Source organism: Paenibacillus sp. FSL F4-0100, from assembly GCF_037993005.1.
Classification (GTDB): Bacteria; Bacillota; Bacilli; order Paenibacillales; family Paenibacillaceae; genus Paenibacillus_AQ.
Map to the genome: position 1 here is coordinate 4,323,459 of NZ_CP150303.1, position 12,870 is coordinate 4,336,328.

9 protein-coding genes and 1 pseudogene are annotated in these 12,870 nt (G+C 46.3%); 2 read left to right on the forward strand and 8 right to left on the reverse strand.

Going from position 1 to position 12,870, the window contains the following annotated elements; translation table 11 throughout:
* Positions 1 to 22 precede the first annotated feature (22 nt).
* The 5 genes from MHH48_RS19485 to MHH48_RS19505 all read right to left on the reverse strand — a co-directional run bounded on the left by MHH48_RS19485 (position 23) and on the right by MHH48_RS19505 (position 5,862).
* On the reverse strand, positions 23 to 1,039 hold the full coding sequence (locus MHH48_RS19485) for a glycosidase (RefSeq protein WP_076321587.1): 1,017 nt from the start codon (positions 1,037 to 1,039) through the stop codon (positions 23 to 25).
* A 76-nt stretch (positions 1,040 to 1,115) separates the two neighbouring features.
* Positions 1,116 to 2,729, reverse strand: a complete 1,614-nt coding sequence (locus MHH48_RS19490; RefSeq protein ID WP_076321588.1) for an extracellular solute-binding protein — start codon at positions 2,727 to 2,729, stop codon at positions 1,116 to 1,118.
* A 53-nt stretch (positions 2,730 to 2,782) separates the two neighbouring features.
* The gene (locus tag MHH48_RS19495) at positions 2,783 to 3,694 is read right to left on the reverse strand and encodes a carbohydrate ABC transporter permease (RefSeq protein ID WP_076321589.1); all 912 of its coding nucleotides are present in this window, start codon (positions 3,692 to 3,694) and stop codon (positions 2,783 to 2,785) included.
* A gap of 16 nt (positions 3,695 to 3,710) precedes the next feature.
* A complete protein-coding gene (locus tag MHH48_RS19500) occupies positions 3,711 to 4,700 on the reverse strand; it encodes an ABC transporter permease subunit (RefSeq protein ID WP_144023424.1) in 990 nt (329 codons plus the stop codon).
* 685 nt (positions 4,701 to 5,385) lie between these two features.
* On the reverse strand, positions 5,386 to 5,862 hold the full coding sequence (locus MHH48_RS19505) for a GNAT family N-acetyltransferase (protein WP_076321590.1): 477 nt from the start codon (positions 5,860 to 5,862) through the stop codon (positions 5,386 to 5,388).
* A gap of 250 nt (positions 5,863 to 6,112) precedes the next feature.
* On the opposite strand from MHH48_RS19505, the gene MHH48_RS19510 reads away from it, so the two are divergent.
* On the forward strand, positions 6,113 to 6,322 hold the full coding sequence (locus MHH48_RS19510; protein WP_076321591.1) for a hypothetical protein: 210 nt from the start codon (positions 6,113 to 6,115) through the stop codon (positions 6,320 to 6,322).
* 1,109 nt (positions 6,323 to 7,431) lie between these two features.
* On the opposite strand, the gene MHH48_RS19515 is transcribed toward MHH48_RS19510, so the two are convergent.
* Positions 7,432 to 8,481 carry an acyltransferase gene (locus MHH48_RS19515; RefSeq protein ID WP_076321592.1) on the reverse strand — a complete coding sequence of 350 codons (1,050 nt, stop codon included), beginning with the start codon at positions 8,479 to 8,481 and terminating at the stop codon, positions 7,432 to 7,434.
* 294 nt (positions 8,482 to 8,775) lie between these two features.
* Between MHH48_RS19515 and MHH48_RS19520 the strand changes: the two are divergent.
* Positions 8,776 to 9,096 (forward strand): annotated as a pseudogene (locus tag MHH48_RS19520) (IS5/IS1182 family transposase); the annotation flags it as partial.
* Positions 9,097 to 9,295: 199 nt separating this feature from the next.
* Here the strand turns inward: MHH48_RS19520 and MHH48_RS19525 are convergent.
* Positions 9,296 to 10,708 carry a D-alanyl-D-alanine carboxypeptidase family protein gene (locus MHH48_RS19525; protein ID WP_076321593.1) on the reverse strand — a complete coding sequence of 471 codons (1,413 nt, stop codon included), beginning with the start codon at positions 10,706 to 10,708 and terminating at the stop codon, positions 9,296 to 9,298.
* A gap of 103 nt (positions 10,709 to 10,811) precedes the next feature.
* Positions 10,812 to 12,830: a penicillin-binding protein 2 gene (locus MHH48_RS19530; RefSeq protein WP_256720493.1), complete on the reverse strand. Its 2,019-nt coding sequence runs from the start codon at positions 12,828 to 12,830 to the stop codon at positions 10,812 to 10,814.
* Positions 12,831 to 12,870 lie beyond the last annotated feature (40 nt).

A 12,870-nucleotide genomic window follows, 5' to 3' on the forward strand; every position in this document is an offset into this window, starting at 1 on the left:
TTCTACTTCACTCACACTTCACTCACTGCGGTTCGTTCAAGATATGCTCTACCAGCTCATCGACCGGCACGGTAGCCAGTGCAATTGCAGTATCGGTCACACCATAATAGATATAGAGCAGGCCGTCTTTGACCACGTTTCCTGTCGGGAACACCACATTCGGAATTTGATAACCGAATTTCTCATAATATGTTTCCGGTTCCATAATGAAAGTCTTTGTTCTTGCTATGACCTTCTCAGGGTTGTTCAGGTCAAGAAGCATCGCCCCAACACGGTAAACGACCTGATCATCAACGCCGTGGTAAAGGACCAGCCAGCCTTTATCGGTTCGCACAGGTGGCGTTGCTCCGCCAATTTTCCTTGATTCCCACGCCGGATTCTCGGCCTTGGCCAGAAGCTTCGGCTCTTCCCAATGAACCAGATCCTCTGAGTATGTAATCCACATCGCCGCGCTGTCCGTTCCGTAAGCCGCACCCACGTATTCCTCCGGACGGCGCAGCAATACATATTTTCCGTTAATCTTCTCAGGGAACAAAATGTTGTCACGGTCGTTTATGTCGAGTGGTGTCGTATCTGCAACGAATTCCCAGTCGATCAGATTGTCCGACTTCACAATCGAAGAGCGAGTGAGCCAGTGGCCTTCCTCTTCTCCCCACTCGTCCGGATATTTCGGAATCGAACGCTCCGGTATGCCCGCTCCTGTCGGATAGTAACTCATGGCACACGGCCTAAGGGCATAGTTTAGATAGTACGTGCCGTCAATTTTGACAATCCGCGGGTCCTGGACGCTTCCATATGGAAAGCCCAGCATGTCAGGAGTCACGATCGGCTCGTCTTTTACGTGCGTAAAATTCACTCCGTCTTCACTCTCCAGCAGTCCCAAAACATTCTTGCAAGGCGTTAGCGAGCCTGCGGTACGCTCGATCATGTAAAACTTGCCGTTGTCGATAATAACCGCAGGATTGAATACGGTGACTTTACGCCATTCGTACTTCCCCGGAACGACGATCGGATTGTTCGGATGTCTCGTAATTTTCATAGACTATGCCTCCACATGTGTATGATATTCAGGATTTAATCAGGCCCACTGGAATTCTGCTAGGCACAATTTATGTTTAGTTCGACTTCCAGCGGTCATATGCACCTTGGTAGATTTCAACGACCCGATCGGCACCCATTTTCTTCATCGTACTCAGGTAGTTATCCCAATTTGACAATGGTTCTGCTCCGGTAACGAATTTCGCCTCCATCTGTTGTACATACGTGCTCAGATCAGAGTTCAGACTGTTAATCTCGGTTTGCTCTTCAACGGTAAGGAACAACGCAGGGAACGGAGGTCTGGCTCCGCGATCAAGCAGCTTTTCCTTCGTTTCCTTCTCAACCCACAGATCAAAGTCGGTCTTCAATCCTTTATTAATATCATCCGTGTTGATGGTAGGAGCCGGAATGCCGTAATTTGGCGTCAAAGTCGCACGGTAATCCTCCATTTCTTTGCCGTCTGGAACAGGCAGATAGCGCTTCACACGATTGGCTTCATCCGTGTACTCCCACAGCTTGCCTTCAGGTCCTTTGTTGAAAAAAAGCGATCCTTCATAAGAGTAAAGGTAGTCCACCCAACGCATCGATGCTTCAGGGGCAGGATTGGTAACCGTGATGGCAAAAGCTCCCATAGTAATCCCTCTGTTCTTGGCGATGGCCGGCTTGTCTACCAAATCGCTCTTCACCGGTGCGAACATCGGATCTTTGGTGGACGGTTCTCCCCCTTTGGTCATGTAGGCATGCCAGTCGGAGAACAGGGCCACCTGATTGTTCTGTGCCTTGGCCTTTTTCTGTTCTGCGGTTTGTGAATAGCTTTCGTGGTCAAGCAAATCCTCTTTCCATAGACGGTTCATATAGACCAGATACTCTCTGAAGCCCTCTTCTATCGGGGTATAATGAACAACATCCTCATCATCAACATAAATTTCGTCTTCATAAACACCGAAAGCGCCAAGAAGCCAAGTACGAATATCCCGAGCATTGGTCGTTGCTGTCGATACGGAAGAGATCGGGATTTCATCGGCGACACCATTGCCGTTCGGATCTTCTTCTTTTACCCGCTTCAGGAAGGTATAGAGCTCCTCGGTCGTCTCCGGAAGTTTGTCGATATTCAGGGCCTTCATGAAATCTCCGTTATACCACATCGGGTTGCGATACCAGTGCTGGCTTAAATCGATCGCAGGCAAGGAGTAGATATGCCCATCAGGAGCGGTAATGGATTTACGGATCTCGGGAATCTCGTCCATCAGCGCCTTGAAGTTCGGAGCATATTCCTCGATAAGCTCCTCAAGCGGAATCAGAATTCCCTGCTCGCCATAGTTCATCTGTTCAGCCGCCGTCAAGCCTGCAGCATAGAAGACATCCGGGTAATCGCCGCTGGCAAATACGAGGTTCTTCTTCGTATCAAAGCTATCCTTCGGAGCGTTTAAGTATCGGAAAGAAATGCCCGTCATTTCCTTCATCTGCTGCAGAACGATCATATCCTGCCAGTTCTGAACACCGACATCAGGTGCCATCATCGTCAGCGTTAGTGGTTCATTAACAATCGGGAAGCCTTCCTTATTCACTGCGGCTGCTTCTGTTGACTTCGTTCCAGTAGTCGTATCGCTGGCCGAACTGCATCCGGCGAGCAGAGACAGGGCCGTCATGCCCGTCAACACCAGCTTCCAAGGTTTGCTTGTCATCTTCATCCATGTTTCCTCCCTTTGAATACTCAAGTTCATATTTTTATAAAACGCTTTCATCATCCTTTTACAGAGCCAATCATGACCCCTTGGACAAAGTATCGCTGTAAAAAAGGATAGAGAGCCACAATCGGCAGTGTCGATACGACGATAACCCCGTATTTGATCAGTGATGCGGTTTCGGCTTTGGAATTCATTGCCCTGGCGGCATCCCCGCTGATTCCCGCGCCGGTCGTCTCCGCCGTCATTTCCTGAAGAACCAGAATCTGCCGTAATACCATCTGCAGAGGGTACTTGCTCTCATCGTTGAGATAGATCAGAGCCGGAAAATAGCTGTTCCAGTGACTGACCCCGTAAAACAAAGCCATGACTGCGATAATCGGTGCGGAAAGCGGCAGAATAATGCGGACGAACAGCTTCAGGTTGGTACAGCCGTCCATGTATGCCGCTTCCTGCAGTTCCTTCGGGATCGTCGTCTGAAAGAACGTCCGGGCAACGATGATATTCCAAACCGATGCTGCTACGGGAAGAATGAGCGCCCCCATCGTGTTGATCAGCCCCAAATTCCGGACTACGAGATACGTTGGCACAAGCCCTCCGGTAAAGAACATCGTGAACAGAATAAATCCCAAGAACAGTTGACGACCGACTAAATCAGACCTGCTGAGCGCATAGGCTGCAGGCAGAGTTACGGCCAAGTTCAACAGCGTTCCTATCCCAGTATAGACTATCGTGTTCAGATATCCGTTCCAAATCTTCGGGTTTTCGAAGACCAGCTGGTATCCGGCCAAGGTAATCTCCTTGGGAAACAGCCACATCGCACCCGAATTCACCTGCTGCGGGCTGCTGATCGATGCGCTGAGAATATAAATAAGCGGATAAAGGACAACAATCAGAGCGATGGATAAATAGATATAGACGCTGCCAAGAAATACCTTGTCCCACTTCGATTCCTTCATAGCGGTAACCAATGTACTTTCCTCCTTTCTACCATAGGCTGTTCTCGCTGGTGCGTCTGGCAATCCGGTTAACCGTTACCAGTAAAATGACGTTGATAACGGAGTTGAACAGGCCAACGGCTGTCGAGAAGCTGTACTGCGCGTCTACCAGACCGGTCCGGTAGACATAAGTTGAAATGACATCAGAAGACTCCATATTCAGTGAGTTCTGCAGCAGCAGTATTTTTTCGAAGCCTATCGTAAGAATGTTGCCCATGTTCAAAATCAACAAAATGGTGATGGTTGGGAGTATGGCCGGCAGGTTGATGTGCAACAATCGTTTGAAACGACTGGCTCCATCCACGATCGCAGCTTCATGCTGCTGGGGATCGACACCGGACAGCGCAGCCAGATATATAATGGTCCCCCATCCAGTGCTTTGCCAGACCCCGGACAGAACATATACGGTCTTGAACCAGGCCGGATCCGACAGAAAATTCGGCGCGTCGATGCCCATCCATTTGATAAATTGGATCAGTATGCCTGTGGACGGCGATAAGAACGTAATAATCATACCCGCCATGACAACAACGGATATAAAATGAGGCGCATACGTAACGGTCTGGACTATTTTCTTGAAGGGACCCGTCCGGATTTCGTTGAAAGCAAGCGCCAGGATGATCGGCAGCGGAAACCCGATTAACAGCTCGTAGAAGCTGAGGCTGAACGTATTCCACAGCAAATCCCAGAAATAGTAGGAATGGAAGAAACGCTCAAAATGATCGAAACCCACCCATGGGCTGTCCATGATTCCTTTGCTAGGGATAAAGTTCTTAAAGGCAATCTGGATACCATACATGGGCGCATAGTGAAATACAAGGAAATACAGCAAGACCGGCGCCAAGAACAGATAGAGCTGCCAGTTCACCCTGATTCTTTTACCAAGAGACGTTTGGTTTACGCCCTTATTAGGCGGCTTCGTTTCGCGATGGATTGAACGTCTTTCGGATATCACAGCAAGTAGTCTTTTCCCCTTCATGCTTCCCCTCCTTTCTCAAATATCGATTCATGTCAGGTTATCTGGTTCACTTACGTACATCACGTTTCAGTGATTAACAGGTAACGCTTACATTCCAAAGTGTAGAGAAGACAGCATGACATCGTAAATGTGTAAGATGTGCATTGTCATCCGTCTGTCCGGCGTAATCCCGCTGCTATCATCTTTTTTCTCATTCGAATCTCCGCGATCATTGCTCATATATGATGTTGAGAATGTGTGAATTATGAACCTATATCAAGTTTCATAAGTTACATATTGTGCTCCATCAAGCATTGTACGAACACCGCCTTCGAACACCGAACGACTCGCAGGAGAACAAGGAAAGACAAAATAAGATACAATCTAGGAGGAGAATCCTAATGAACCTGCCAGCCTCTATTATTGAGCATTTGAATGAAGCCGAAAAGCGGCTTAGCCATCATCCCAAACTGCAGAGAAGGTACGGAAACCGCTAGCGTTGAGTCGGGTAGCTTTCGCTCGCCCACAATTTGCTCAAGAAGAATCAATAACCAAAAGCCAGAAATGGCAGTGTAGGGATTACCTCCCTAGCACCGCCATTTCCTTATTATTGTTGTTTCTTTCATCTATCGAGTGGTCTTTTCGAGCGAACAGATCTTAACTTTTGGGACAATCTCTTCTAAGGTTGATCCATTGAAGCAGTGAATCAGAGTTGTAACACGGTTATTAACTCGTCTCCGATGCTTTCGCCGTTGTCACGGAAGCCGTAGCTTTCATAAAGCTTTTTGGCGGCCATGTTATCAGCTTTATAAGAAATCCAGCAGTAATGTGCAGGTCCTGCCGGAAAGGTGCGGATAAATTCCAAGATTTTTGTCATGGCTTCCCGACCATAGCCTCTGTTCTGATATTGCTTGTCAATCATCAGCCGCAGGATGCAATAGCTGTCGTCTGCGATTGTCGGGAGTTCGTACCCGGTGATTCTATAAGTAATCATAACAAAACCGACCGGCTGTTCATCCGCGTAAATAGCAAATGGAAAAGGATGTCCGTCATTGGTTGCAAGGACATAACACGAAGCCACGCTCGACAGATTGGACGCAACGAAGCGCCGTTGGTCTTCTGAAACTTCCAGATTAAATATGGCACGTCGGTTTTCTAACGTGATTTTTCTGAGTGTAATCATGCAAGACTTCTCCCCTCATTATCTTGGCTTATTCGTTTTGCGCCGCGGTCGCTTATATAACATACAATTTATCCAAAAAAAGTAATAGACTTATATTGAATTTTTTTATATAATATCATGTATCTATGGCTTTTTTAGGTATCAGAAATATCAGTCAACCGGCACATCCTTGTGCCGGTTTATTTGTTGTTAATATAAGCTGCCCCCTAGCATTCCTGTAACTGGATACTCCAGATGGAAAGCATTCATTTTGCTCGTTGTCGCTTATTCATCTGTTCCACCGCATTCTGCTAACTCATTGGGATTGACCGTTAACTTTCAGGCTGCCGCTAACCATGTCGATTGGGGAATTATATTGACCGAAAAGGTACTGGAAATGGTAAAGGTCAAGGGGATCAGCGGCGAAGGCGATACTGCTCACGGTGAACATTTAAAAGCAGAGGCTGAAGATACATTTTAATGAAGTAACCCCCCATAAAGTTGATATTGTTGGAAACCCATATGGGAAACCAATCATACTTTAGGGGGGGGATGAGGAAGAAGCTGATTGAACAACTCCGAGCGGACCGTGATTCCGCTATTTGTGAACAAAGGTGCTAAGCATAAGGTTAAGCGGACACAGGTTCCGCTATTACCGATATATCACCGCAAAATCAGGGAAAAACCGAGAATAACGGATCCTGTGTCCGCGAATCCTTGAATTTGGTACAGTTGTTGGGAAATAGCGGACCTCCTGTCCGCAAACATCAGATGCACTCTGCATTTATTAGAGCCATATCGCAAACATCAGTGCAGACTGCATACATCAGATGCCCACCGCATACTCATCAGTACACACTGCATACATCAGATGCCCACCGCATACATCAGTACACACCGCATACATCAGAATCAGATGCACACCGCGCACAGCTGTGCACACCGACACATCATCCACACTGCCCATCAATCGTCCGACGTTTACATTATTGAATCGGTATTGTTATTTCCAGCTCTTTTGTGGAGTTTTTCCGGCTTATCCATTTCTATCATTAAGCCATTGTATTAGCGGAGAGGCTTTTGAGAGAATAGAATCTGGATCATGCGTTGTTTCAAGTTGCGGAAAGAAGTCAGGAAACATGGCAAGATATTCGCTTACACACCATCGAACTGTCCAATTGATATCCGTTGACAATGGAATCCATTGGGAACCTTCATTTTTCCTTGAGTCTTGCAAAAATGCATAGGCATACCAACCACGGACGCCGCCTTCGGGTTCCCGAGCTAATCGATCCCAGAAAACCTTTCGCTCACCTTCATTCATGGGCTTTTCCAAAGCCGAAACAGCGATTTTTTTTACGATGGGCGAGTGATCGAATGGTGCGGACGCAAATCCACCTCATTTTAAAAAGCGACCCACCTGGGTGATCGAAATCGACGAAACGATTCCACGTTGGATCGCTTCGTCCCGAACCTCTCGAGGTGTCCAATGGCTGGTGGGACGACCGCTGTCCGCTGGATCTTCGCACACGATGGAAGCGGGCGACCAGACTTCCTGATGATTGACCGGGATTTTGCGAAAATTCGACTTCACGCAACCTCTTTGGACGACGAATTTTGCCACCATTGTTTGAGCGGAAAGCCGTATATCCGGGCCGCAGCTGCGGCCATCGCGATCGACACCAAACAGACCGCCACGAAATGAAGCAAGCTGTTCATGATCAGGAACGATTCCAAATGAACCACTTTTGCCACCCCGCGGACGAGCACGATCGCAATCGGATGCAAAATGTAGATCCACACCCGCCATTCCCGAAAACGTTTGTTTGATTTTCCCTTCCACGAAAAAGCCCATTGAAACAGAAAATAGGATGCGGGCAGGGCGAAAATATACATACTGTCATGGCGGGGAATTCCGACGTAATTCAGAAGTATTCCCTCGAGCAGCATGAGGTCAAGCGACATCATAAACAAAATTCCGTTAATGGCCGGATTTTTCAGGAACGTTTGTTTGCGGGCCACCAGCGCCCCAAGCGCAAGATAAACAGGTGCATAAAATAAGCCATTGCGTGTGTAATCAAACAAGTGAAACATGACATCGTAAATTTGCGAAATTCCTGTACCCTCGATCGAACCGTAGTAGCTGTCACCCAGCAACCCTATGATATATAAAAATACTGCTGCCGCCAAAAAGGAGATCAGTGACATTTTTTTATACAGAAAAGAAGTGATTAGAATCCCCAGTATAAGCGCCGGCAAATACCAAAGATGATAGAAGGTTCCGTCAAAAATGATATCTCTGAGCAAAGAATACAGTGTGAACTCATTGGTGAAGTAACCTGTATATACGTTAAGTGGGATATAGATCAAGATTACGGTGGCATATAACTTTCCGATTTTTTTCAAATACCCGTAAAGAGCCTTTCTATCATGAAGCCGATCTCCCGTCCATTTGCGGAAATAAAAAAATCCGGTTGACATAAAAAAGATCGGCACGGCAATTCGTGTCAGAACTCCGCTTATCAGAAAATCCAATTGAGGGTTGAAAGAGCCAACAGGGCTGGTATGGTTGGCAATGACGAGAAAAGCCACGAAAAACTTAAGCCAATCCAGTCCGCCATAATTAGTTTTTGAAGTCATTGATGCTATCTCCTTTGGAAGGTAAGGTATCCGGTAAGCACCGCTGCAATTAAGATGCAGAGATGAGCCTGCCTGATACCAAGATAACCGCTAAATTTAAAAAAGATTGCAACCAAATTTTAAATAATTCTAAAGATTTATAAAGAGAAGGCGATCTCTATGCTATTTTGAAGAAGAGTGCAGTAGGGTCAAAATTAAATCCGTTTCAGGTAAAAATATCACCCATTCCTTTTCGCCGTGGCTGTATACAATATGGCTGCAAAATCCATTTTTGAAAATGGGGAGGTGAATTGAATTACGCAAGGCACATGCAAGAAAGAGGACGAATTCGAGTTTAACAACGACGCGGGCATGTACGTATGCAAGGCCGGTCACATGGCGATTCGCAAAGCACGGCAAGGGAAGAAAGGCGTAGGTAAGAACCAGGTCGATACCTACTATTTCGATGTGAATAAATGCAGAAGGTGTCCGTTTAAGGAAGGATGTTACAAGTATAGAGCTAAAAGCAAAACATACTCGGTGACGATTAAATCTAACGCGCATACGGAACGAATGGCTTTTCAAGAGAGCGAATACTTAGTGAAGGAGCGTTACAAAATTGAAGCCAAGAATAGCGGAAAGCAAGATTGACGGGCTAAGAAAAGAGAAGAACTTCACCATAAATCATTCGACACCTACCCCAAAAATAAGGTAGGTGTCGCATTTTTTCTCTGGTGACTCAGTACCACCGATAAATCGCAAGTTCTTCAGTGGCCTCAGCAATAGCTGGCAGGTTTTTGTTCAGAAACTTAATAATATGCTTAACAAGCAGCCTCTAGAAAAGATTTTTGATCGAATTAAACAAATTCGCGAAGAAATCGCTAATCGCGTCTAAAAATTGTTTGAACCAACCCGCTTTCTCAGTCTCCTCGCTCGTAACCAGATTCAGCTTGTCGCTCTGAATGCTGGACATACCTTCGATTTTGTAACTATAAGTCACAGATCCCACCTTCATGTCCTTGGTGACTGGTGCTGTCAAGGTATCGGTGTCCAGTTTGGCCTCGACCTGAAGGTTGTCGCCCGTAAAACCCTTAGGCACGACGAGCGTTAGCGCACGGTCGGTTACAAGCTTCGTTTCCTTCACTTTGCCTTTCTTCACCTGCACATGCTCGAAGCCTTCGACGATCGCCCCTTCAGGGTGCAATTCTCGCACTTCAAAATGGTTGAATCCGTAGTCCATAACTTTGCGTGTCTCCTTAAAACGTGCATGCTCCGATGCTGTACCCATAACGACACTAATCAGGCGCATACCGTTACGTTCAGCAGTCCCGGTAAAGCAGTATTTTGCAGCCTCAGTATACCCTGTTTTCAACCCATCCAGGCCATCATAGGCATACGTGAGGAAGTTGGGAATGTTTTTGTTCGTTGCCAGCATCCAGTTATTGTTGATAATCGGTTGATCGTCACGGTCACGGAATTTATAGTTTTGAAGAGCCGTGAATTCAGCAAAATCCGGATGGTCTTCAATAAGAAATTTCGCTAGGATGGCAGCATCCATCGCGGACATGACCGTCTCTTTGTCCTCTGCCGGGCGAAACTTCTCCGGCATATCCGCAAGACTTAGCCCTGAAGAGTTGATAAAGAATGCTGTTTTAAGGCCCATTTTTTTCGCCGTTTCGTTCATCATCTTCACGAAGGCTTGCTCTGAGCCGGCAACATGCTCCGCCAGGGCAACGGTCGCATCGTTAGCCGAGCCGACAGCCATCGCAGTGTAAAGCTCTCTAACCGTATGTTGATCGCCTTCGGCCAGAAATACTCGGGAGCCGATGGTATTCGCCGCATTTTCTCGAATGGTTACCGTATCGTCCCATGACAGCTTTCCTTGCTTCACCTGTTCCGCTACGATATATTCACTCATCATTTTCGTCATACTGGCTGGGGGCAACGCAACATCCGCATTGATGGACAAGAGCACTTGACCCGTGGACGGCTCCAGCAGTACGGCCGATTTCACGTTCAATCCGAGCTGCTCTACCGATGGGATTCGATCAGACTTGGTCTTGTTATTCTCTGTTGCCGACTCGCCTGTACGGGACGTATCTGTGGTTTCCGCCGTAGCGATGGTACTAGGAGCAGCCAGCAGAACGACCGGTGCTGCCAATAAGCTTAAAAGATTAAGCAGCATCCAGGATCCCAAAATCCTTTGGATACAATAGTGCTTGTTTCTAGTAAAAAACTTGTCTATCAACGGTAATACTCCTCTCTGTTTCACAATAAATTATGGGCTTATTCTATAAATGCAAACAATTGCTGACAGTTTCTATTTTCACTCCATGTTGCCACGCGCATGATCAATGATCTTTTTTTATATGTTTGGGCGAGCCATCGAGTCCATAAAATTCATCATAAGCGTCGAAGATCTTTCGAGCCACCGGTGCAGCACTCTGCGAACCAAAGCCACCTTCAGGTATGACGACAGCTACTGCAAGTTTCGGTTTTTTACGTGGGGCGAAAGCAATGAAAACACCGTTCTCTAGTCTTTTTCTTTGACCATTCACATAGATATCTTGCTCCGATGTACCTGTTTTTCGCGCAAAATCATATTTGAAATCTTCAAAAGCCCGAAGCCCTTGTGTATTCATCCCAGCTATCACTTCCTCCCAAAATTGCTCAGGGAATACTACTTTATTTAATATTTCGCGCTCGTATTTCTTAATGACTTGACCACTCTGATCTTCGATCTTGCTGGCAAGCTGAGGCTTTATACGCACACCGCGATTCGCTAGTGTACTTGCATATTGTGCCAATTGAAGGGTTGTATATTTACCCGATTGACCGAATGAAGCATACGCCATGGCCGCCAAATAACTGCCTGCTTGTTCAATATTTTCATATTCAACGATTCCAACATGCTCATAAGGCAACCCGGACTGAGTTGAAACACCTAAGCCAAAATCCTTCATATATTTGTCCCATACCTCAATAGATTTAGATCCATGTTTTGTATGCAGCCTTTCCCCGATCCAATTGACCATAAAAGCATTAGAGGAATTCTCAATGGCTTTTCTTGCATTTAACGCCCCGAACGCTTTGCCCCCGGAGTTCCGAACCCTGGAATGATCCTTTCCAAAAAAAGCAGCCCCTTGATCAATATAATAATCATTAGGACCAAACAATTGTTCATTAAGGCCAATCAATACCGTCAACGGCTTGACGGTAGAACCCAGAAGCACTAGTGATTCTAATTTGTTACCAGATCGACCAGAGGCATATGGTGAAATCGTCCCGTTCCCGTAGTGACTCAATACGGTGTTCCAATCATCTGATCCCTGTTCCCACACATTCGGATCATAGTCAGGTATGCTGGCCATAGCTACAACATTGCCTGTATCCACTTCCAAGGCAACTGCATAACCGGTTTGAGCTTCACCGTGTAACTTTCCGGAAACCGGATGAGTGCGAAGCCATTTCAGTTGATCGACGATTGCCTGCTGTGCAGCAACCTGGATATCCTTATGAATGGTAGTATGAATAGTGTAGCCTTTCTCCGGGGGAATCATGGCAGGCACGCCGTCAGCCATGTTTCGCGGATTTATGGGAGTACTCATGTAGCCGTTCTTTCCGCGTAACTCCTCCTGAAACATCATCTCCATACCGTCTACGCCGACTTTCTCCCGCTCCGTATAGATAAGCCCTGAATCCTTCTGAGTCTTGTTCTTCGCATCCATCTCTTTATATTTCTTGATTTCCTTGCTTCCACGAAATTCCTTCAAATAGCCAATCGCCTGGACTGCTACTTGATCAGGGTCGTATTGCCGCCGGCTTTCTTCTACAACCTCTATACCAGGGTATTTGCTTTTATGCTCCATGAAATAAGCAACTTCCCTGGACGAAAGTTCTGCCTTAATCCGACGCGGTTCATAACCAAGCTGCATTTTATAATCAAGGTCCATCGCTTTCATCACTTCTTCGATCGTCAGCTTGTCTGCTTGGGGATCACCGAATTGATTAAAGACTGTTACTATTTCTTTCGCCAGCTTTTCAATCTCTGGCCGATTCTTCATCCCTCTATCAGATGAACTGTAATCTTTGAGGAGCGTAATATACAACGCCTGCGATGATGTGGAGTACGCAAGCGGAGTTCCCGAAGCATCGATAATGCTACCCCTGACCGGCAAAAGCGGGATATTTTTGACCTGACCGCTAGCTTCCAGTTCTTTAAGTTCGGGTCCTTCTACGAATTGAAGAACCGCCAGCCTTATAATTATGGTGCAGAATAAAAAAAACGTGCCGAAATAGAATAGATTTACTCTCAATTTGGATGTAGTGCCTGTATCTGCATCATTCTTTTTAAAATGAGTTCGTGTAATTTCTTTCAACCTTCGATTCATATTTTTTCAAGTCATACGA